Genomic DNA, 22,626 nt, shown 5'->3' with positions numbered 1-22,626 from the left:
GATTCAACTCCATGAAGGTTCATATATGGCTGGTAAGGCTCATCAGCGGCAGCATGATCGCGAGCATGATCACCGCCACCAGCACGGCCATGACCACGGTCAGGGTCGGCACCAGCGCCGCGAGCAGACGTTCGATTGCGCGTTTGGCTTCGATGTCAAAGATGTCGGCGACCTTGAGCAGCATGCTGGGCAGTTCACCGGCTTGTTCGCCGACCTCGATCATTTGCAGGGCCAACTCCGGCAGCAGCGGCTGGCGGCCAAACGCATCGGCAAGTGTGCCGCCGCCTTTGACCCGTTGCGCCGCCAGCGTCACTTGCGCCTGCAGTGCACGATTGCTGCAGACCTGCCGGGCGATGACCAACGCCGGCAGCAACGCCACGCCATTGCTGAGCAAAGTGCCGAGGGTGCGGGTCAGGCGGGCAGCTTGTACCCGTTGCAGCAGCGGGCCGATTACGCGCACGCCCAACAGACGACGGTCAAAACGTTCGCGCCGACCGGGGTCGCGCAGGCGTGCTGCCAGGGTCCATGTACTAATCAACAAGCCGGCCAGCAACACCAGGCCATGGGCGCCCAGAAACTCGCCAAGCTCCAGGATCACTTGGGTAATAAGCGGAATCGGCACGCCCAGGTCCTGGAAGATCGGCACGAATTGCGGCACCACATAAGCCAGCAACAGCGCCAGCGAACCCAGCACGCCGACCACCAGGAACGCCGGGTAGATCAGTGCGTTGATCACCTCGCCACGCAGTAACTGACTGCGTTCCAGATAATCGCTGAGCTGGCGCAGGGTCGCTTCCAGCGCCCCACCGGCTTCACCGGCGCGCACCATGCTCAGGTACAGCGGGGAAAACGTACCGCCCTCTTCCTCCAACGCGACCGACAACGGCTTGCCGGCCTTGACCTGCTCGCGGATACGTTCGATCAATGCCCGCACCTGGGGTTGGCCAGGTTGCTTGAGCAGCAGGCCCAGCGAGCGCTCAAGGGGCTGGCCAGCGCCGAGCAGCGTGGCCAGCTGCTGGGTGAAACTCACCAGCGCGGCGCCTTTCAACTGCCCGCGTGTCTTGTGCAACAAAGGGCTGCCCGCCGTTTCGATGTGCAGCAGCAACCAGCCACGTTTGTGCACGGCGGCGACGGCGGCGGCCTGGTCAGCGGCGTGCAGCGTACCGCTCTGGGCAACGCCCTGGCTGTCCAGGGCGCGGAATTTGAACAGGCTCACACGTCCTCTCCACGGGTCACGCGCAGCACTTCTTCCAGGGACGTGACGCCCGCCAGCGCCTGGCGCAAACCGTCTTCATACAAGGTGCGCAAACCGCCGCGGCGGGCCGCCTGCTCAAGGGTGGCGGCGTCGGCGTGGCGCATCAGCAGGCTGCGCAATTCGTCGTTCATCACCAGCAACTCGGTGAGCGCGCTGCGGCCGTGGTAATCGCCACGGTAGAGCAGGATCGGACGTTGCTCGGTCAATCGATCCAGGCCATGTTCCTGGATCAATGCCGGCGGCGCTTCGAAGGCCACCCGCGTGGCCGGGTCCAGGCGCCGCACCAGGCGCTGGGCGAGAATGCCGCTGACGGTGGAGGCAATCAGGTAGCTCTCCACGCCCATGTCGAGCAAGCGCGTGATACTCGCGGCAGCGCTGTTGGTGTGCAGGGTTGAAAGGACCAGGTGCCCAGTGAGGGAGGACTGCACGGCGATGCGACAGGTTTCCAGGTCACGGATTTCGCCGATCATGATCACGTCCGGGTCCTGGCGCACGATGGCGCGCAGCACTCCGGCAAAGTCCAGGCCGATGGCCGGCTTGACCTGGATCTGGTTGATCCCTTCGAGCTGGTATTCCACCGGGTCTTCCACGGTGATGATCTTGCGTTCGCTGGTGTTGAGCCGCGACAAGGCGGTGTAGAGCGTGGTGGTTTTGCCCGAGCCGGTGGGCCCGGTCACCAGCAGGATGCCGTGGGGCCGTTCGAGCAGGTCGAGGAAGGCCGCCAGGCGCTGGCCGTCAAAACCCAGGCTGGGGAAGTCGAACTGCACGGTTTGCCGATCCAGCAGGCGCATCACCACCGATTCGCCAAAACTGGTGGGCACCGTGGACACGCGCAGGTCCAGTTCCTTGCCCTGGATGCGCAGCATGATGCGCCCGTCCTGGGGCAGGCGCCGTTCGGCAATGTCCAGGCGCGCCATGATTTTCACCCGCGAGATCACCGCCGCCGATGAACTGGCGGGCGGCGCTTCGGCCTCGTGCAGCACGCCGTCGATGCGATAGCGCACCTTGAACTGGTTTTCGAAGGGCTCGATATGGATGTCCGAAGCGCGCTGTTCCACCGCACGTTGCAGGATCAGGTTGACCAGGCGAATCACCGGCGCTTCGGACGCCATGTCCTTGAGGTGCTCGATGTCTTCAAGGGCGCCGTCCTGCTCGTCGAGGTTCTCGATCAGGGTGCCCATGGCGGAACGGCCCTGGCCGTAATAGCGTTCGATCAGTGTGTCGACTTCATTACGCGGGCCGACGGCCAGCCACACCGGCACCTGACAGGCGTAAGCCAGGGCCTGGAACGGATACAGCTGCGCCGGGTTGGCGGCCAGTACGCGCAGGCCACCTTCACTCCAGCCCATGGGCACCACTTGGTAATGCCGCATAAAGCGCTCGGTCAAGACCGGCAGCGGGTCAAGCAGCGGCGGCGCGGCGTCGGCCAGCAGCAAGGGCGCATCCAGCAGATCGGCCCAGGCACGCGCCAGCTCGACCTCGGAGACCAAGCCCAGGCGCGTCAGTAACCCCAGCAGGTCGCGGGGGTCAGTGGATAAGCGCTGGGCGCGCTCCAGGTCGAGGGATTTGAGCCCGGCATGCTGCATCAGCCACGTGCACACCTGGTCGGTGTGCGGGATAGGCAGCTTGCAGGCATCAATGGGGGCTGACGACATCATCTAGGAATATCTAAGATTGCGAAAAGTATGGCTATTTGGAACTACCGAACAATGCCATTAGTTCGCCACAGCCCATACGGGAGTTAGCCGGGGGTATCGACTGGAAGTTATAGCGCTAGTTCCGGATTACGGGGGAATTAAATACAAAACATTGCCAAATGCACTGATATAGAGCGTTAGCAGCCAATAGCCACTAGTTGCAATTAGCCATACTTCTTATTAATTCAGGCACTTTCCCGTTCAATTAACCGGCAATGCAACAAGATCGTGTCGGGCCTGCTGGCTTGGCCCATCAGCGGATGGGTATCTACACAACTTCAGGTGCACCGCAGGCCCCTGTGGGAGGGGCGGTGCGACGATTCGACTTGCTCCCGATGGCGGCCTGGCAGCCCACCAGGATGTTGGAGTTAGCGACTATTGTTTTGTCGCCAAGGCAAAACGGTGCACGAGGCCACCAGCCACTGCGCCAAGCAAAGGCATCACCCAGAACACCCACAACTGGGTCATCGCCCAATCGCCCTGGAACAGCGCCACACCCGTACTGCGCGCCGGGTTAACCGACGTGTTGCTTACAGGAATACTGATCAGGTGAATCAAGACCAGGGCAAACCCGATGGCCAGCGGCGCAAAACCCGCCGGCGCCTGTTTATCGGTGACGCCCAGGATGATCAGCAGGAAAAACGCCGTGAGCACAAACTCGGTGACCGCTACCGACAGCAACGAGAAGCCCCCGGGTGAATGCTCGCCATAACCATTGGTGGCAAACCCCGCCGTTACATCAAACCCGGCCTTGCCGCTGGCGATCAGGTACAACACCCCGGCCGCCGCAATCGCGCCCAGAACCTGAGTGAGGATATAGGGCACCACATCCTTGCCATCAATACGCCCAGCGGCGAGCAAACCCAAGGTGACCGCCGGATTGAAATGCCCGCCGCAAATATGGCCGACGGCGTAGGCCATGGTTAATACCGTCAAGCCAAATACCAATGCCACGCCTACAAAACCAATGCCCAACTCAGGAAATGCGGCAGCCAACACAGCACTGCCGCAACCACCCAGTACCAACCAGAATGTACCGAAGAACTCGGCGGCTAGACGTTTTGTCATCGGGAAACTCCTTGAAGTAGGTCAAAGAGTTGGAGCCTAACAACCGGGTATCGGGGTTGGATGTGGGAAATTTCCTTGGCGCGTGTCTATGCGGTTTCCAGCGCCACTGAGGTGCTTGCCGCTTTCGGCGCCCTGCCGAGCATAGACACCGGGATAGCCAGGATCAGCCCGCCACTGACGAACAGACACAGGGCCAACACATAGGTGCCATTGTTGATGTTGCCGGTGAGGTTCTCAGCCACTGCAGTGATCATCGCCCCGGTGAACCCCGACAGGTTGCCGATGGCGTTGATCATGCCGATGCCGGCTGCAGCCGCTACGCCCGACAACAAGGTCCCCGGCAGGGTCCAGAAAATCGGCATCAGGCTGAGAATCCCGGAGGCGGCGACGCTCAGGAAGAGTACGGACAACACCAGGTTGTCGGCGAAGAAAGCGCTGAAGATCAAGCCGACCCCACCGATAAAGGCAGGTATGGCCGCGTGCAGGCGCCGCTCGCCGGTACGGTTGGAGTGTCGAGCGTTGAGCAGCATCACCACCGTGGCGACCGCATAGGGTATGGCGGTCAGGAAGCCAATATGCAAACTGTTGGTGATACCGCTGCTCTTGATAATCGAGGGCATCCAGAATGCCAGGCCGTAGAAGCCGGTGTTGAAGGTCAGCAAAATCAACACCAGCAACCACACCTTCGGGTTGAAGAACACCTCACTCAAACGCGTCGCCTTGCCGTGGTTATCGGTTTGCAGGTTGGCCTTGAGCAGGGCTTTTTCCGCCGCTGAAAGCCACTTGGCCTTGTCGATGTTGTCCGCCAGGCAGACGATCACGATGAAGGCCATGATGATCGACGGAAGACCCTCGATGATCAGCATCCACTGCCAACCCGACAGGCCGTGCACGCCCTGCATGCTGTTCATCAGCCAACCGGACAACATGCCGCCCAGTGTCAGGCTGATCGGCATGGCCATCAGGAAGCCGGACATCACGCGGCTTTGCCGGTGCGTTGGAAACCAATAATTGAGGTACAGAATCACGCCGGGGAAGAAGCCGGCTTCACACACCCCCAGGAGGAAGCGCAACACATAAAACATGCTGCTTGACTGGATACCGAAGAACCCCGCCAGCGGCACGGTGTAGGCCACCGCCATGGAGATCACTGCCCAACTAAGCATGATCCGGGCGATCCAGAATCGTGCCCCGAAGCGATGCAGCAGCAGATTGCTGGGGACTTCGAAGAGGAAATACCCCCAGAAAAACATACTGGCGCCCAACGCATAGACCGTGTTGCTGAACTGCAGCTCATTGAGCATATCCAGTTTGGCAAAGCCGATGTTGACCCGGTCCAGGTAGGCTGCCATGTAACACAAGAGCAGGACGGGAAGGATGCGCCAGATGACTTTGCGGTAGGTCTGGTTTTCAAAGTCGAGTTCGCGAGATGGCGCCTGCGCGGGCGAATGCTCGGATATGGTTTGCATGAGGTAACCCCTGGGCATATGGATATGCCTGATTATTTTTATCGAATGGGTCAAGCCGAATGAGCACTCATCCGGCAGTGCAGCCGTTATTACAGTGACTGGGCCGTGTGTTCTCCATTGACCAGGCGCATCAGCCCCAAGGGATTGCTGTTCTTCAAGGCGTCGGGAAGCAAGCCATCGGGGAAGTTCTGGTAGCACACCGGCCGCAGGAACCGATCGATGGCCAAGGTGCCTACCGAGGTGCCACGGGCATCGGACGTCGCCGGCCAAGGCCCGCCATGGACCATGGCATCGCAAACCTCCACCCCGGTCGGGTAACCGTTGATCAGCACCCGCCCAACTTTTTGCTCAAGCACGGCCACAAGGTCAGCACACTGCTCGAGTTCAGCCGGCTCACCGATCAGGGTGGCTGTCAGTTGGCCGCGCAAACCCTGCAAGGCCGCCAACAGTTCAGCCCGATCAGCCACTTCCACCACCACCGTGGCCGGGCCGAAGATTTCTTCCTGCAGCATGACATTGCTCGTCAGAAGCAGCTCGACATCGGCCTGGAACAACTGCGCGCTGGCCTGATTACCCTGCTGTACGTGCCCGGCCAAATGGGTGATCTGCGGATGCTCCAGCAAGGCTTCACAGCCCTGGACATAGCTGCGCAGGCCATTGGCATTGAGCATGGTTTGCCCCGGCTGATCGGCCAGCAATGTACTCAGCGTTTGCACGAAGCGGCTGAATGCCGCTGAGCGAATGCCGATGACCAAGCCAGGATTGGTGCAGAACTGCCCTGCCCCCATGACCACCGAAGCCGCCAGCTCGGTCGCGACACGCTCGCCCCGTACCTGCAAGGCTTCCGGCAATACTAATACCGGATTGATGCTGCTCATCTCGGCAAACACCGGGATCGGTTGCGGGCGCGCAGCCGCCATGTCACACAGCGCCCTACCGCCCTTGAGTGAACCGGTGAAGCCGACGGCTTGAATCATGGGGTGCTTGACCAAAGCTTCTCCCACGCCAGCACCGAAGACCATGTTGAACACGCCTCTGGGCATGTCGGTCTGCTCGGCGGCGCGGATGATGGCTTCGGCCACCCGTTCCGCGGTCGCCATGTGCCCGCTGTGGGCCTTGAATACGACCGGGCAGCCCGCGGCGAGCGCGGCAGCGGTATCACCGCCTGCGGTGGAGAATGCCAGCGGAAAATTACTCGCGCCGAATACCGCTACCGGGCCGAGGCCCAAGCGGCACTGGCGCAGATCGCCCCTGGGCAAGGGTTGGCGGGCGGGCAACGGCAAGTCGATACGCGCTCCGTAAAAGCCGCCGTGGCGCAGGGCCTGGGCGAACAGGCGCATCTGGCCACTGGTGCGGGATCGTTCACCCTGTACACGTGCCGCCGGCAACGCAGTCTCCTGACAGACAAGGGCCACAAAGTCATCGCCCAAGGCGTCCAGTTCACTGGCTATGGCCTCCAGAAATTGCGCTCGGCGCTCGGCCGACAGGTTGCGAAAGGCGGGATAAGCCCGGGCAGCCGCCATGGCTGCGGCATCCACCTCCTCGACCGTGGCCTGGACGAAACCTGTGGGCAGTGGTTGCCCGGTTGTAGCGTCCACGCTGTGCAGCAACACCGACCCGGCAGCGCTGCGGCCACCGGCGATAAAGTTGTGTCCGGACAGTTCGGGCATGAGAGTCTCCTGACCCAGATGGGAATCTGGTCGGTACTCTACTGCCGCCAAACGATTCTTTCCCAATGGCATTTGTTGATTATCCGATAACGATCCGTTATCGCAACAACCGCCATTTTTCGCCCCTTAACCCGGTTGATCCCTGGCCAGGCGTGCGTTTTCCTTGAGTATTTCGGCGAACTCCAGTGCCGCCCCTACCAGTTGTTCGCCTTTGCGCGTGAGAATTCCGTAGTCCTGCGGCACCAAGTGCAGCGGGGTGTCGAGCGTCTTCAATTGGCCGCTTTCGAGCAGCGGGTTGACCATGGCGCTGGGCAGCATCCCGATCATCGGCCCGCGCTGTAAGACCTGGAGGAAGGTCTGCATGGAAATGGTGTCAATGGTGTTGCGTGGCATCCCGACCCCGGCTTCGGCAAAGGCTTGTTCCATGCGACCACGAATCGGTGTGCCGACCGGATAGAGAATCCACGGCAAGTCCACCAATTGTTGCAACGAGAGGCGGCCGGCGTCCGCCAGCGGGTGACGACCGTTAACCACGATCGAGAACGGTTCGGGGGCCAAGGGCTCGAAGTCATAGCGTCGCTGCTGGCTTTGATCGGTAAACCGGGCCACCGCAAGATCCAGCTGCTTCTCTTCAAGCATCTCCATCAGGCGATTACTGGTCTGCTCCACTACTTCAATCGAAAGCAGCGGCCAGCGCTGTTTGATCTGCAGGACCGCTTCGGGCAAAGCCGCCGCCGTTGCGGCAAAAATCCCTCCGACCTTGAGGGAGCCATGACCGCCCTCCCGCAGGCTGCTGATTTGCTCGACAAACGAACGTGCGTCGTTCAAGGCAATCTGCGCATAACGCAGCACATGCTCACCCAGGGCGGTCGGCGGCATGCTGCGCGGCAATCGTTCGAACAGGGCGAAGCCGAGCAGGCTTTCGATTTCCTTGAGCATCTTACTGATGGCCGGCTGACTGAGGTTCATCTGTTGCGCCGCCAGGTGCATGTTGCGCGTGCGTCCCAACGTATCGATCAACACAAGATGACGGAATTTCAGCCAGCCGCAGAAGCTGGAGAAGGACAGATCGGACATGACTATTCCCTGGGCTACTAATAACCTGACGTTATCAAATACTGAATATATCTCATTGGAGTTTATCGACTCGCCGCCCTAGCGTGAAGGCTTTACGAACCAGGAAAATTCGCCATGCCGTTATTGCTGACTCCCGAAAATACCCTGCCGGTCGATGGTATGGCCGCCACCCTGATCGGCCGCGCATGGGTGCCAGGCAGTATCGCGGGCCCCTCGCCGATAGTGCTGCGCAGCGACGGTGTGTTTGATCTGTCGGAGCGTTTTGCAACACTGAGCGACCTGCTGGAAACGCCATCTCCACTGGCGGCCGTAAGGCAGACGCCCGGCACCTTCATCGCCAGTGTCGAAGCGCTGCTCGCCAACACTGGCCCCGCTCCCGATCCGTCCAGACCCTACTTGCTGCCGCCCCTGGACTTGCAAGTGATCAAGGCCGCCGGGGTCACGTTCGCCGCCAGCATGATCGAGCGCGTGATCGAGGAGCAGGCCGGCGGTGACATGGCAAAAGCCGAGGCTGTGCGCGCCACCGTCCGCAGCGTAATTGGCGACAACCTGCGCTCGATCGTACCGGGCTCGGAGCAAGCCATGCGTCTCAAGGCATTGCTGATCGAACGGGGGATGTGGTCGCAATACCTGGAAGTCGGCATTGGCCCGGATGCGGAGATCTTCACCAAGGCACCTATCCTCGCGGCGGTGGGAAGCGGTAGCCACATCGGCATTCATCCCGGCTCGCAGTGGAACAATCCGGAACCCGAAGTGGTGCTGGCGGTGAACAGCCGTGGCCAGATCCACGGCGCCACCCTGGGCAACGACGTCAACCTGCGCGATTTCGAAGGCCGCAGCGCGCTGTTGCTGAGCAAGGCCAAGGACAACAATGCCTCCTGCGCCATTGGGCCGTTTATTCGCCTGTTCGACGAACACTTCGGCCTGGATGATGTGCGGGCCTGCGTGGTCGATCTAGAGGTACAAGGCGAAGACGGTTATCGGCTGCAAGGCTCAAGCTCCATGGGTCAGATCAGCCGCGACCCACAGGACCTGGTGGGTCAGACGCTCAACGCCAATCACCAATATCCCGATGGTTTTCTGCTGTTTCTCGGTACGCTGTTCGCCCCCACTGAAGACCGCGATCAGGCCGGCAGCGGTTTTACCCACAAGCTGGGCGACCGCGTCCGTATCAGCAGCCCGTTGCTCGGTAGCCTGCATAACCAGGTGACCCACAGCTCTGCCGCTACCCCCTGGACATTTGGGGTCGGCGCCTTGTTGCGCAATCTGGCGTCCCGCGGCCTGCTCGCCCGCTGAATCCCAACCGATTGTCGATTCAGCCAATAATGACAAGAGAGAAATGAATCATGAATGAAATGCCAAAACGTCGCCTGCGCAGCGAGCAATGGTTCAATGACCCTGCCCACGCGGACATGACTGCCCTGTATGTTGAACGCTACATGAACTACGGGATGACCCGCGAAGAACTGCAATCGGGACGCCCGATCATCGGCATCGCCCAGACCGGCAGCGACCTGACCCCCTGCAACCGTCATCATCTGGAGTTGGCGCAACGCGTCAAGGCCGGTATTCGTGATGCCGGCGGCATCCCCATGGAGTTCCCGGTGCATCCGATCGCTGAGCAATCGCGTCGGCCCACGGCCGCACTGGACCGTAACCTGGCGTATCTGGGGTTGGTGGAGATCCTCCACGGTTACCCGTTGGACGGCGTAGTCCTCACCACCGGTTGCGACAAAACCACGCCGGCCTGCCTGATGGCTGCCGCAACCACCGACCTGCCCGCCATTGTCCTGTCCGGCGGCCCGATGCTCGACGGTCACCACAAGGGCGAGTTGATCGGCTCCGGCACCGTGCTCTGGCATGCGCGCAATCTGATGGCCACCGGCGAAATCGACTACGAAGGCTTCATGGAGATGACCACGGCGGCCTCGCCGTCCGTTGGGCACTGCAACACCATGGGCACCGCCCTGTCGATGAATGCGTTGGCCGAAGCCTTGGGGATGTCGTTGCCTGGCTGTGCGAGCATTCCCGCGCCCTACCGTGAGCGCGGGCAGATGGCTTATGCCACCGGCAAGCGCATTTGCGAGCTGGTCCTGCACGACGTAAGGCCGTCGCAGATCATGACGCGTGAGGCATTCGAGAACGCGATCGCCGTCGCCTCGGCACTCGGCGCATCCAGCAATTGCCCTCCGCACCTGATTGCGATTGCCCGGCACATGGGCGTCGAACTGAGCCTGGATGACTGGCAACGGATTGGCGAGGACGTGCCGCTGCTGGTCAATTGCATGCCGGCGGGTAAGTACCTCGGCGAAGGCTTCCACCGCGCCGGCGGGGTGCCGGCCGTGATGCACGAACTGCAAAAAGCCGGGCGTCTGCATAAAGACTGCGCGACGGTAAGCGGCAAGACCATCGGCGAAATCGTCAGCAGTGCCCTGACCAGCAACGCCGATGTGATCTACCCCTTTGAAACACCACTCAAGCACCGCGCCGGCTTCATCGTGCTCAGCGGCAACTTCTTCGACAGCGCCATCATGAAAATGTCGGTGGTGGGCGAAGCTTTTCGCAAGACCTACCTGTCCGAACCCGGCGCAGAAAACAGCTTCGAGGCCCGGGCGATCGTGTTCGAAGGGCCAGAGGACTACCACGCCCGCATCGACGACCCGGCGCTGGATATCGACGAGCGCTGCATCCTGGTCATCCGCGGTGTGGGCACCGTGGGCTACCCCGGCAGTGCAGAAGTGGTGAACATGGCGCCTCCCGCCGCCCTGATCAAACAAGGCATCGACTCCCTGCCCTGCCTGGGCGATGGGCGCCAAAGCGGCACGTCGGCAAGCCCGTCAATTCTCAACATGTCCCCCGAAGCAGCGGTAGGCGGTGGCTTGGCGTTGCTCAAAACCAACGACCGCCTGAAGGTCGACCTGAACACACGCACGGTCAACCTGCTGATAGACGAGGCCGAGATGAGCCGGCGTCGACTCGAGTGGACGCCGAACCTCCCACCCTCCCAGACACCCTGGCAGGAACTGTACCGGCAACTGGTGGGACAGCTTTCAACAGGTGGGTGCCTGGAGCCTGCAACTCTGCATCTGCGCGTGATTGCCCGCAGTGGTGAGCCGCGACATTCTCATTGACAAGCGAGCGAGGGCATAGCCGCCCCGCTTGAGAAGCCAACGCAGAAAAGCCCAGCAGACATGCCGGGCTTTTACCGTTTAATCAAATAGGCGTCAGGCGTTTTATTGCTGATCAAAGGCCAGGGTCTTTGCGAACGCAATGCCGGTGCGATTGGCAAGGAATGCTCCGGACACCGAACGTATGCGCGGCGCCCCACCTCCATTACCCCTTGCTCAATTTAGGTATGGCGATGCGACTACCGGCCTTGATTTCGCGCAAAGCCAGGCTCGACTGAATAGACGCGATACCCACCTGCCGCCTCAGCACTTGCTCGATAAAGTCGCTATAGCTATCAAGATCCTCTGCCAACACCTGGAGCACGTAGTCGGCGTCACCGGTGATCTTGTGGCAGGCCAATACCTCTGGCAATTGCGCAATCACTGCCTCGAAGGCGTCCGGAGCGTGATCGGCGTGGGTAGAAAAGCGGATGTGCACGAATGCCATGATATCCAGCCCCAGCATTCTTCGATCAAGGGTTGCCTGATAACCCTTTATCACCCCCGCCTCCTCCATTCTCTTGCGCCGTCGCCAGCAAGGCGTGAGGCTCAACGAAAGTCGCTCACTGAGTTCGGCGTTGGAAATGCTCGCGTCCTCCTGCAATAACTCAAGAATGGCCAGATCAGTCTCATCGAGGCTGATACGCCTGGATATATTTTTCTTCATTACGTCATTTCCGAGTTAAATCACCCGATAAATATAGAGAATCCCGAAAACAAAGCAAAGAAATCGCGCCCTGACCAGAACAGAATATTTTCACTGGCTCACATTAACGGATGCGCAGAATGTTTACAGTTTTCAGTGATTCCCACCGTCTGCACCATGGCACTGAATTGAAGGATGGCGTGCTCAAGCCGTCGTTCGAGCAGCCCAGTCGGGCCGACACCGTTCACAACCGTGTCAAGCAAGTAGGCCTTGGCCAGATAGTCGAACCCCGCGTGTTTGACCGGTCGTGCTACGTCAACGCGCACAGCGAGCGCTACGTGAGCTTCCTGGAAAGCGCGTGGTCAGAATGGTGCGCGACAGGACGCACTCATGATGCATTGCCACTGGTATGGCCTGTACGCGATTTGGCCAACGACCAGGTGCCAACCTTTATTGACGGCAAACTCGGCTTTTATGCAATGGATGCCGGTTCACCCATCACCGCCACCACCTGGCAGGCGGTCAAGACCAGTGCCGATATCGCACTGACAGGTCTGGCACTTATCGATGAAGGCCACGACAGCGCCTTTGCCCTTTGCCGTCCGCCGGGCCATCACGCGGCGCGTGAATACATGGGGGGTTACTGCTATCTCAACAATGCGGCCATTGCCGCACAGCAGGCGATCACCCAGGGCGCCAAACGTGCCGCGGTACTCGACGTCGACTTTCATCACGGCAACGGCACCCAGAACATTTTTTACCAGCGCAATGACGTCATGTTCGTCTCGCTGCACGGCGAGCCAAGCGTGTCCTATCCGTACTACTCAGGGTTCAGCGGTGAGGTCGGTGCCGGCCGTGGCGAAGGGTTCAACCTCAATTACCCATTGCCGAAAAACACCGCCTGGGACAGCTACCGCGACGCCCTGCTTCACGCCTGCAAGAAACTTCAGCAATTCGCGCCGGAAGTATTGGTGATCTCATTGGGCGTCGACACCTTCAAGGACGACCCCATCAGTCATTTCCTGTTGGAAAGCGAGGATTTCATCGGGATTGGCGAGCTGATAGCGAACGTTGGTTGCCCCACCCTCTTCGTGATGGAAGGCGGCTACATGGTCGATGAAATCGGAATCAATGCGGTGAACGTATTGCATGGCTTCGAGAGCAAACGCGCCTGAACGCCCCCGGCCAAAGCCGCCTATATGCGCACGGCCAGTTCACCTGTAAGTGACGCCACAGGCATGTGCAGGGGGACGTCATCACCCAGATAAACCAATGCCGTCACCCGCCATTGCATCCTGACAGTGGCGCTGGATACCCACTTTTCTGCCAAAACTCAAAAACATAAGATCAAGAGGTTTTGAAATGAAATCGAATTCATCAGAGCGGGTTGAACAACCCACGTTGCAGCGCACGCTCAGCAATCGTCACATCCAGCTAATGGCAATGGGCGGCGCCATTGGTACAGGTTTGTTCATGGGCTCCGGAAAGATCATCGCCCTCTCCGGCACCTCGATCATCCTCATCTACATGATCATTGGCCTGTTCGTTTACTTCGTCATGCGTGCCATGGGCGAAATGCTGCTTTCCAATTTGAATTTCAAAACCTTTGCCGATTTTGCCGGCGCTTACCTGGGACCTCGCGCCGCATTTTTTCTCGGCTGGTCGTATTGGCTGAGCTGGTGCGTTGCCGTGATCGGCGATGCCGTCGTCGTTGGTGGCTTTTTTCAGTACTGGTTCCCCCACCTGCCTGCCTGGATACCGGCTATCGGGATGCTGGCGACACTGTTTACCTTGAACGTGCTGACGGTCAGGCTTTTCGGTGAAGTCGAATTCTGGTTCGCGATCATTAAGATCATCGCCGTCGTGACGCTTATTGGGGTCAGCATCGTGCTGATTGCCAGCTCGTTCGTATCCCCCAATGGCGTTACCGCGTCCCTGAGCCATCTAGTGAACAAGCAGGCTGCATTCCCTAACGGTTTGCTTGGTTTTTTTGCCGGTTTTCAGATGGCGATATTCTCATTTGCCGGCACCGAGCTGATCGGCACCGCTGCGGCAGAAACCCGGTCTCCGGAGAGGACCTTACCCAAGGCAATCAACTCGATTCCGTTGCGAATCATCCTGTTCTACGTGTTGGCATTAGGCTGCATTATTGCGGTAACGTCCTGGCAACAGGTGTCACCTGTAAAAAGTCCTTTTGTCGAACTTTTCCTCGTCGCCGGCTTTCCCGCAGCTGCCGGCATCGTTAACTTCGTGGTGCTGACATCCGCCGCTTCATCGGCCAACAGTGGCGTATTCTCCTCCAGCCGTATGCTGTTCGGGCTGGCGAATCAGGACAATGCTCCGGGTATTTTTCGGCGACTGTCGAGCAACAGCGTGCCTCTGCTGAGCCTGGCCTTCACCACGCTGTTGATGCTGCTGGGCGTACTCGTGCTGTTCATCGTTCCGGAAGTCATGACGGCCTTCACCATCGTTTCCACTGTGTCAGCGATTCTGGTGATCTTCACGTGGTCGACCATCCTCGTGTCCTACATCGCCTATCGCAAAAAGCGTCCTGAGCTTCACGCAAAATCTGCTTACAAGATGCCAGGCGGCGTGCCAATGGCATGGCTTTCACTGGCTTTTATGGGTTTCGTTCTGTGCCTGCTGGCATTGAGACCTGACACCCGCGTTGCCTTGATGGTCATGCCAGGATGGTTTATATGGCTGGCCGTGGCTTATCAGCTAACGCGCAGCAGGCGTGACACAGGAAGATCAACGCAGGCTGCGATCTGAGCCGCAGGGGGCCGAAAGCTTTTGAGAATCGTCTCATTCCTACCCGAGCCCCACGTCTCTATGTTTGTCACAATGAAACTCAAGACGTACCTGCACCAGATCAATCCCTCCTCTCCACCCCAAACGCCGCACGCCGTTTACTGCGCATTTTCGGTGTGGTGCTCGTTGGCATATTGAGCGGTGTCTATAGTTTTCTGCTGCTGACGTTCAATGCCGAAGTGTCGCGCAGGCGCAGCCATATGAGCAATGCGATTGCCGAGGCACATACGTTTTTCACCACCCGTGAAGCCGGTAGCGAAATACGCCGGTCCGAGGATCTTTAACGACCAACCGAAGCAGTCGGCTTTGTTCGCGTGTTAGCGCCAACTAGCGAGCAAAGGGGCGGTTAATCTATTTGCCGCTCCGTCGCGTACCTCTGAAACCGTTAATACCCAAACAATGACTTGTTCTCCAGGTATTCTTCAAACCCCAACTCGCCCCACTCCCGCCCGTTACCCGACTGCTTGTAGCCTCCAAACGGCGCTGCCTGGTCGGCCCGGGCGCCGTTGAGATGGACCATGCCGGTGCGCAATTGCCGCGCAACCCTACGGCTGCGTTCAAGACTGGTCGAGGTGACGTAGCCTGACAAGCCATAAGGGCTGTCGTTCGCGATGGCTATCGCCTCGGCTTCGCTGTCGTACGGCATGATCGCCAGGACCGGGCCGAAGATTTCTTCCCGCGCCACGAGCATGTCCGGGGTGACGTCGGCAAATACCGTAGGTTGCACGTAGTACCCGCGCTCAATCCCCCGTGGTCGTCCCAGTCCTCCGGCGATCAATCGCGAACCCTCGGCGATGGCCTTAACGATCATGGCCTGAACCCGTTCAAATTGCAGGGCGTTCGCCACAGGGCCGATGGCGCAGGTCGGCTGACTGTCGTCGAAACACACCTGCGCCAGCACTTCCCGGACGATATCAATCACAGCCTGTTGCTGCGCGCGCGGTACTAGCAGGCGCGTCGGCGCATTGCACGACTGGCCGCTGTTACGGATGCACGCCTGTAACCCGTGACGCACCGCGCTAGGCAGATAGGCGTCGTCGAGCAGAATATTCGCGGATTTGCCGCCCAGCTCCTGGGACACACGCTTGACTGTATCGGCCGCCGCCTTGGCCACTGCGATGCCGGCGCGGGTCGAGCCGGTAAACGACACCATATCCACCTCGGCATGGCTGGCCAGCGCAGCGCCAACCACCGGCCCATTACCGTTGACCAGGTTGAACACCCCCTTCGGCACCCCGGCCTCATGCAGGATTTGCGCGACGATATGCGCCGACAATGGCGCACACTCACTTGGCTTGAGTACGACGGTGCAGCCCACCGCCAGGGCGGGTGCGAGCTTGCAGGTGAGTTGATTAAGTGGCCAGTTCCAAGGGGTAATCAGGGCGCACACACCGATAGGCTCACGCACCACTAGCGTCTGGCCGACGCGGCGTTCGAAGCGGTAATCGCGTAGCACTTCCAGCGCCTGCACCAGATGGCCCAGGCCTGCCGGCACATGTGCACTGCGGGCCAGGGACAGCGGCGCGCCCATTTCCAGGTGTACCGCTTCGACCAGCGCTTCGCTGTGGAGTTTGTAGGCCTGGATAATGCGTTGCAGCAGGTCGACACGCGCCTCAAGCGAACTTGCTGCGAACCCGGCAAACGCTTGCCTGGCCGCGCCGACTGCGCGGTCCACATCGTGGCTGTCGCCAAGGGTGATGCGCGCAACCACCTGCTCGGTGGATGGATTTACCACGGGCTCAATGGCCGTGCCGTGAGGCTTGACCCAGGCACCGTCAATATAGAACTCAAACAGATCCGACATACCTTGGACTCCCTTCAGGCGACGTGTTTCAGGGCACTCGCCAGGGTTTCGAACACCTGGGCGATCTCCTGCGGGCTGATGACCAGCGGCGGCGAAATCACAATGGTGTCACCCGAGCCGCGCACCAGCACGCCGTTGTCGAAGCACCACTGCGCAACCTCGCTGCCACGCGCGCCGGGGAAACCAGTACGCGGCTCGAGCTCCACCGCGCAGAGCAAACCGATCGCGCGTACGTCCAGCACCGCGCCGATGCCTTGCAGCGCGAGTGCGGTCGACTGCCACAGCCCACTCACCGCGTTGACGTGCTGGTTGATGCCCAATTCACGATGCACCTCCAGGGTCGCCAACCCGGCCGCACACGCCAGTGGGTGCGCGGAATAGGTGTAGCCGTGCATCAGTTCGATGACATTCTGCGGCCCGGCCATGAACGCTTCATACACCGCGCCACTGACCAGCACGCCGCCCATGGGCACGGCGCCGTTGGTCAGGCCCTTGGCGGTAGTGATCAGGTCCGGCAGCACGCCAAAGGCTTGCGCGGCAAAGGGCGCGCCGACGCGGCCAAAACCGGTGATTACCTCGTCGAAAATCAACAGCACGCCGTGCCGTGTGCAAATCTCGCGCAAGCGTTGCAAATAGCCTTGGGGCGGCGCATAAACCCCGCCGGAGCCGGTCACCGGCTCGACAATCACCGCGGCCACGGTGCTCGGGTCCTGGATATCCAGCAGTTGTGTCAGCGCATCAGCGTAACTGGCGCCCTGCTGCGGCTGCCCAACGCTGAAACGCATGCCCGCGTCATAGGGCAATGGCAGGTGCGAGACCTCCCCCAGCAGCGGGCCAAAGTCACGTTTCTGGCGACCGATACCGGATACTGACAGCCCACCGAAGCCCATGCCATGGTAGCCTTTGGCACGCCCGATAAATTTGGTCCGACGGCAATCACCACGCGCCTGGTGATACGCCCGCGCGATCTTCAACGCAGTATCCACCGCTTCAGATCCAGAGTTGGTGAAGAACACCTGCTCCATACCGGCGGGGCTGATGTCGATCAGGCGCTCGGCCATTTCCAGGGCCTGGGGATGGCTCATCTTGAACGACGAGACAAAGTCCAGGCGCCCCGCCGCTTCGCGAATGGCTTCGACTATTTTCGGCTGGCCATGCCCGGCGTTCACGCACCACAGCCCCGCCATTGCGTCGAGTACGCGGCGCCCATCGGTGGTGGTGTAGTGCATACCGTCGGCGCTGGCGAACATCATCGGTTGTTGCTGGAACTGGCGCATCGGGGTAAATGGCGCCCAGAACGCGCCGCGCGCGGAAACTGAAGGGTTGGAAAAATCGTTCATGGCGACTCCTGCGAAGCGATGGTTGGATGGCCGGCCAGCGTCGGGCGCTGCAACGGGCCTGCGTTTACGTTGACGCTGCGGTCCACGTACAAGGTGCCGTGTTCGATACGGCAGGTGACCCGATCACAAAACGCCGTCTCGACAAACTGCCAGGTCATGCTCAACACCCGGTCTTCGGTCCAGCGCGCCTGCGCCACCACGGGGGTGAGTTCCGGCTGGTATTGGTGATGCAGATAGTGGCCGGTCATGCTGGTCTGGGTTTCGATGCCGGCGCTCAACCCGGCCCGGATGCAATGGGTGCCACGGGGGTCGGTGAGGTAAAAGTCACAATACTCAGGCCCGAACTCCAGGCGCACTTCGCTGACCTGGTCTTCGTTGGCCTGCATGGCAAACGTAGTGCTGAATTCAGCCTGGCGCGGCGAGCTCGCGGCGCCAGACATGACTGGCCGTTGTTGATGGGCCAGCAGCGCCGCCAGCGCGGCATCCGCCGAGCCTTCGCTGGGTACGTCCAGCGCCGGCAAAAGATGCTCCCAGAGCAGGCTGTGCAAGCGCCGCTCGCCCAGGGCGAGTCCCGCGGTAAACGCAATCACCGCGTTATGGCGCGGTAGCACAATGCACTGCTGGCCAAACACGCCGGAGGCGTAATACCCACCGTGCAGGGTCATCCACCACTGGTAGCCGTAGCCTTCGCGGCGCGTGACAGCCGCGCCGCTCGACTCGTCGCGACTCAGGTAGCGCTTGCCATTGAAGGCGCCCATCCATACATCATCGACGTGCCCACGGGTCGCTTCGGCCACCCATTCTCGGGACAGCAATTGCTGCCCCTGCCAATTGCCGTGTTGCAAGTGCAACACGCCGAATTTGAGCAAGTCTTCGGTGCGGCAACTGAGGCCATTGCCACCGGTGTTGAAACCGCCAGGAGCCAGATCCCACTCGATGGGGCCCATGCCCATGGGTTGGAAGATACGTGCGTTGCACAGCTCGAACGCCGTCTGGCCGCTGACTACGCTGACAATCGCCGAGAGCATGAAGCTCGACGCACTGCTATAGATAAACCGGTGCCCTGGCGGGTCTTCGACCGGCTCATTGAGGAACAACCGCACCCAACTGTCACTGCGCCCGCGCCAGGCGCCACCAGAAATGCCCTGGCGATGGCCGGTGCGCATGGTCAGCAAATCCCGCACGGTCATGGCCGCCAGGTTGGCGCTGATGGATGCCGGGCAATCGGCGGCAAAAAAATCCACCACCTTGGCGTCCAGCGACAGCACGCCGTCATCCACCAACAGCCCGACGGCCATGGACACCCAGCTTTTTGTCGCCGAATGCTGGACATGCAGGCGTTCGGCGCAATAAGGCGCCCAAAACGCTTCGGCTACCACCGCGCCATCGCGGTACAGCATGAAGCTGTGCAACTCCAGGTCCGCAGCGTTCACCGCTTCGATGAAATCACTTACGCCACGCGCCGATACGCGTTGTTGACTGGGCAGTGCCCGCCGCAACGGCAAACTCGTCATCTGATCTATCCCCTCTTTCCACTGCTTGGGCGTGCAACAGGCTGTTCCTGTTGCACGCCATTACCGCTACCAGAGCGCCACGGTGTAACCCAGGATCACTCTGTTTTCGTTGGTGTCACGGGCGAAGTTGCTCGTCGCGCTGGCGTTCTGCCAACGCAGCGAGACATCCTTGAACGTGCCGCTCTGCACCACATAGCCGAGGCTCAAGTCCCTCTCCCACTCGCGTCCTTCGCCGTTGAAGCCGATGACCTTGGCGTTGTCGCCCTTGGCATAACGCGTCGAGAACAGCAGGCCCGGAATGCCCAGCGAGGCGAAGTCATAGTCATAGCGGGCATGCCACACGCGCTCGCCGGTTTGGGAGAAGTTGGCCAGTTGATACTCGGTGAACAGGTAGGTGTTGGTGCCGTCCACATAGGTGAACGGCGTCGAGCCGTACTGTTCCTGGTAACCGCCGCTGAGGTTGTGGCCGTAGAGGCCATAGCCGATGCGCGTACTCAACGCCCGGTTATCCACCTTGCCGGCCAGGCCTGCAGCGTCTTCACTGGCGCTGAAATAGCGGATATCGGTCTTGAACGTGCCCGGGCCCAACTTAAAGCTGTTTTTCAAGCCCAGGTAATGCTGTTGGTACAGGCTTTCCAGTTGCCCGAACTGGTAGGTCACAAAGGTCGTCGGCGTGAGTGCGTACTCGCCGCCGGCGTAGCGGAACTCATCGCTCTTGGCGCTGCTTTTGTAGGCGCCGTACTGGCTGGTAAGCCCCATATCCTCGTAGTGGGTTGAGTCGCGCTGCTTGACCTGGTCCAGTTGGCCGGCGGTCAGTGTCAGCTTGTCGATGTCCTTGGAGGTCACTGCGGTACCGCTGAAACTCTGCGGGAACAGGCGGCTCAGGTTCGGCTGCAGCGTCGGCAGGTCAGGCACCATGTAACCCACGCGCAACTCGCTTTTGGCCAGGCGCGCCTTGCCGGTGAGGCCCAGTTTTGAGTAGTTGTCATGGGCGCGGCGGGCGTAGCTGGGGGAGCCTGGCTCGGCCATGCTGGAACGTGCCAGCAGCCCGGTGCCGGAGTTGTCCGGGCTCGAATCGAGCTTGATGCCCAACATACCCACCGCGTCCAGGCCAAAACCCACGGTACCGTCGGTAAAGCCCGACTCGAGTTTGAGGATAAAACCCTGCGCCCATTCGGCACGTTTGTTCTGCCCGCTGGACTCGCGGTAGTCGCGGTTGAAGTAGTAGTTCTTCAACTCCAGCGCCGCTTTGCTGTCGGCGACGAAGCCGGCCTGGGCAAACAAGGGCATGAAACCGGCGCCCATGACGCTGGCACTAGCGACAACTTTGTTGATGCGGTTATTCATGTGTAGGTTCCTGGCAGACAGGTTGAGTGGGGTTGTTTTTGTTTTCTTCGGCCATGGCTTCGCCCGCTTCGCAAATCGTCGATTTGCGAAGGGCTGGGTTTAATGCCGTGGCCTGGGGTGCAGCAGTACCTAAATCACGCTGGCACGGAGGCGGTAGCTGCCGTCCGCACGTTTCTCCAAGGGGCTGGCCGCGGCGAGTAGCCGACGGGTGTAAGGGTGTTGTGGAGCGTCGAAAATCGTGTCACGCGGGCCCATTTCGACCACCTCGCCCTGGTTCATCACCGCCACACGGTGGGCGATGCGTTCCACCGCTGAGAGATCGTGGGAAATGAACAGGCAGGCAAAGCCGTATTGGCGTTGCAAGCGCTCGAACAGTTCGAGGATCTGCTTCTGGATGGTCATGTCCAGCGCCGAAATCGGCTCGTCGGCAATCACCAGCTTGGGCCGGCGCACCAACGCCCGGCCAATCGCCACGCGCTGGCGCTGACCACCGGAGAGTTGATGGGCAAAACGCTCGCGAAACTGTTCGGGCAGGCCCACGTCGACCAGGGTGTCGGTGACCCGCTGGCGCTTTTGCGCAGCCGTCAGGGCGGGTTCATGGCGCAGCGGTTCGGCGAGGATCTGGCCGACAGTCATGCGCGGGTCGAGGGACGAATACGGGTCCTGGAAGATCATCTGGCATTGCAGGCGATGTGCCCGGTTGGCGGCTTTGAGGATATCCACGCCTTGGAACAGGATCGCCCCGGCACAGGGGTTGACCAAGCCGACGACCGCACGCCCGAGGGTAGTCTTGCCCGAACCGCTGCCACCAACCAGGGCCAGGGTCTCGCCCGGCGCGATACTCAGGCTCACCGAGTGCACCACGCGCTTGGGCACGCTGCGCCCCCAGAAGCTGCGCGGCCCCGGGTGTTCGATACACACATCCCGGACCTGCAACAACGCGCTGTCGGCCGCCGGCACTGGCACCAGTTCCCCGCGCCGTGGCAGCGCTTCGAGCAATTGCCGGGTGTATTCGGCCTTGGGCGCAAAGAGGATGTCTTCGATACGGCCCTGCTCTACCGCCTTGCCCGAGCGCATCACCACCACTTTGTGGGCATAACGCGCCACCAGGGACAGGTCGTGGCTGATAAACAGAATCGCGGTGCCCTGCTCGCGAGTCAGTTCCAGCATCAACTCGATCACATCCAGTTGCGCCAGGCAATCCAGGGCCGTGGTGGGTTCGTCGGCAATCAGCAGCGCCGGGCGCAGCAGCATCACCGAGGCCAGCATGATGCGTTGGCGCATGCCACCGGAGAATTGGTGCGGGTAGGACACCAGGCACTTTTCGGCGTCCTTGATGCCGATGCGTTGCAGCATGGCGATGCAGCGCTCACGGATCGTCACCGCATCCAGCGTGGTATGCAGTTTGAGTGCCTCGCTCATCTGCCGGCCGATGCTCAGCGCGGGGTTGAGCGAGACCATCGGCTCCTGGAACACCATGCCGATCCGTGCGCCACGCACTTCACGCATGGCCTTGGCATTGCTGCTGTCCAGGGCCTGGCCCTGAAAGATGATGCGCCCACCGCACACCTGCATCGGTGCTGGCAGCAAGCCAATGGCAGCGCGCGCGGCCATGGTCTTGCCGCTGCCCGACTCGCCCACCAGTGCGACGATCTCGCCGGGGGCCATGGTGAAGCTGAAGTCATCGACGGCCAGCGGACCGTCCACGCCGACGCGAATCTGTAGATTTTCAACGGCCAACAAAGGCGCGGGTACGCTCAT

At 60.7% G+C, this 22,626-nt stretch carries 16 protein-coding genes and 1 pseudogene; 5 read left to right on the top strand and 12 right to left on the bottom strand.

Features of this window, described 5'->3' with window-relative positions:
* Nucleotides 1–19 precede the first annotated feature (19 nt).
* The 6 genes from gspF to BLU48_RS05855 all read right to left on the bottom strand — a co-directional run bounded on the left by gspF (nucleotide 20) and on the right by BLU48_RS05855 (nucleotide 8,236).
* On the bottom strand, nucleotides 20–1,216 hold the full coding sequence (gene gspF, locus BLU48_RS05880; RefSeq protein WP_057024977.1) for a type II secretion system inner membrane protein GspF: 1,197 nt from the start codon (nucleotides 1,214–1,216) through the stop codon (nucleotides 20–22).
* Entirely contained in the window at nucleotides 1,213–2,910 is a 1,698-nt protein-coding gene (gene gspE, locus BLU48_RS05875; protein ID WP_371851111.1) for a type II secretion system ATPase GspE, read from the bottom strand. Before gspE ends, gspF begins: the two co-directional genes overlap by 4 nt.
* Before the next feature lie 417 nt (nucleotides 2,911–3,327).
* Nucleotides 3,328–4,020 (bottom strand): aquaporin Z, encoded by a 693-nt coding sequence (aqpZ, locus tag BLU48_RS05870; protein WP_057024979.1) that lies wholly within the window; start codon nucleotides 4,018–4,020, stop codon nucleotides 3,328–3,330.
* An 86-nt stretch (nucleotides 4,021–4,106) separates the two neighbouring features.
* Nucleotides 4,107–5,489, bottom strand: a complete 1,383-nt coding sequence (locus tag BLU48_RS05865) for an MFS transporter (RefSeq protein WP_057024980.1) — start codon at nucleotides 5,487–5,489, stop codon at nucleotides 4,107–4,109.
* A gap of 89 nt (nucleotides 5,490–5,578) precedes the next feature.
* A complete protein-coding gene (locus BLU48_RS05860; protein ID WP_057024981.1) occupies nucleotides 5,579–7,159 on the bottom strand; it encodes an aldehyde dehydrogenase (NADP(+)) in 1,581 nt (526 codons plus the stop codon).
* A gap of 126 nt (nucleotides 7,160–7,285) precedes the next feature.
* Nucleotides 7,286–8,236 (bottom strand): LysR family transcriptional regulator, encoded by a 951-nt coding sequence (locus BLU48_RS05855; protein WP_057024982.1) that lies wholly within the window; start codon nucleotides 8,234–8,236, stop codon nucleotides 7,286–7,288.
* Between the two features lie 114 nt (nucleotides 8,237–8,350).
* Here BLU48_RS05855 and BLU48_RS05850 point away from each other — a divergent pair, with 114 nt between their 5' ends.
* Together BLU48_RS05850 and BLU48_RS05845 are read left to right on the top strand one after the other, a co-directional pair.
* Nucleotides 8,351–9,532: a fumarylacetoacetate hydrolase family protein gene (locus BLU48_RS05850; protein WP_057024983.1), complete on the top strand. Its 1,182-nt coding sequence runs from the start codon at nucleotides 8,351–8,353 to the stop codon at nucleotides 9,530–9,532.
* A 50-nt stretch (nucleotides 9,533–9,582) separates the two neighbouring features.
* A complete protein-coding gene (locus tag BLU48_RS05845; RefSeq protein WP_057024984.1) occupies nucleotides 9,583–11,367 on the top strand; it encodes an IlvD/Edd family dehydratase in 1,785 nt (594 codons plus the stop codon).
* A 202-nt stretch (nucleotides 11,368–11,569) separates the two neighbouring features.
* On the opposite strand, the gene BLU48_RS05840 is transcribed toward BLU48_RS05845, so the two are convergent.
* Entirely contained in the window at nucleotides 11,570–12,070 is a 501-nt protein-coding gene (locus tag BLU48_RS05840) for an Lrp/AsnC family transcriptional regulator (protein ID WP_057024985.1), read from the bottom strand.
* A gap of 119 nt (nucleotides 12,071–12,189) precedes the next feature.
* Between BLU48_RS05840 and BLU48_RS05835 the strand changes: the two genes are divergently transcribed.
* The 3 genes and pseudogenes from BLU48_RS05835 to BLU48_RS05825 form a co-directional block, all read left to right on the top strand.
* Nucleotides 12,190–13,224 (top strand): histone deacetylase family protein, encoded by a 1,035-nt coding sequence (locus tag BLU48_RS05835; protein ID WP_057024986.1) that lies wholly within the window; start codon nucleotides 12,190–12,192, stop codon nucleotides 13,222–13,224.
* Nucleotides 13,225–13,411: 187 nt separating this feature from the next.
* The gene (locus BLU48_RS05830) at nucleotides 13,412–14,821 is read left to right on the top strand and encodes an amino acid permease (protein WP_057024987.1); all 1,410 of its coding nucleotides are present in this window, start codon (nucleotides 13,412–13,414) and stop codon (nucleotides 14,819–14,821) included.
* Nucleotides 14,822–14,893: 72 nt separating this feature from the next.
* Nucleotides 14,894–15,111 (top strand): annotated as a pseudogene (locus BLU48_RS05825) (hypothetical protein); the annotation flags it as partial.
* A gap of 134 nt (nucleotides 15,112–15,245) precedes the next feature.
* On the opposite strand, the gene BLU48_RS05820 reads toward BLU48_RS05825, so the two are convergent.
* The 5 genes from BLU48_RS05820 to BLU48_RS05800 all read right to left on the bottom strand — a co-directional run bounded on the left by BLU48_RS05820 (nucleotide 15,246) and on the right by BLU48_RS05800 (nucleotide 22,626).
* Complete coding sequence (locus BLU48_RS05820; protein WP_057024988.1) at nucleotides 15,246–16,664, bottom strand: aldehyde dehydrogenase family protein; 1,419 nt, start codon at nucleotides 16,662–16,664, stop codon at nucleotides 15,246–15,248.
* A gap of 14 nt (nucleotides 16,665–16,678) precedes the next feature.
* Nucleotides 16,679–18,004, bottom strand: coding sequence for an omega-aminotransferase AptA (aptA, locus tag BLU48_RS05815; protein ID WP_057024989.1), 1,326 nt, complete (start codon nucleotides 18,002–18,004; stop codon nucleotides 16,679–16,681).
* Nucleotides 18,001–19,518 carry a serine hydrolase domain-containing protein gene (locus BLU48_RS05810; RefSeq protein WP_057024990.1) on the bottom strand — a complete coding sequence of 506 codons (1,518 nt, stop codon included), beginning with the start codon at nucleotides 19,516–19,518 and terminating at the stop codon, nucleotides 18,001–18,003. Before BLU48_RS05810 ends, aptA begins: the two co-directional genes overlap by 4 nt.
* A gap of 66 nt (nucleotides 19,519–19,584) precedes the next feature.
* Nucleotides 19,585–20,865 (bottom strand): OprD family porin, encoded by a 1,281-nt coding sequence (locus BLU48_RS05805; RefSeq protein ID WP_057024991.1) that lies wholly within the window; start codon nucleotides 20,863–20,865, stop codon nucleotides 19,585–19,587.
* Between the two features lie 129 nt (nucleotides 20,866–20,994).
* On the bottom strand, nucleotides 20,995–22,626 hold the full coding sequence (locus tag BLU48_RS05800; RefSeq protein WP_057024992.1) for an ABC transporter ATP-binding protein: 1,632 nt from the start codon (nucleotides 22,624–22,626) through the stop codon (nucleotides 20,995–20,997).

Source organism: Pseudomonas synxantha, assembly GCF_900105675.1.
Taxonomy (GTDB): domain Bacteria; phylum Pseudomonadota; class Gammaproteobacteria; order Pseudomonadales; family Pseudomonadaceae; genus Aquipseudomonas; species Aquipseudomonas synxantha.
Note: the sequence above shows the minus strand (reverse complement) of the source record. Positions and strands in the feature narration are given on the sequence as shown.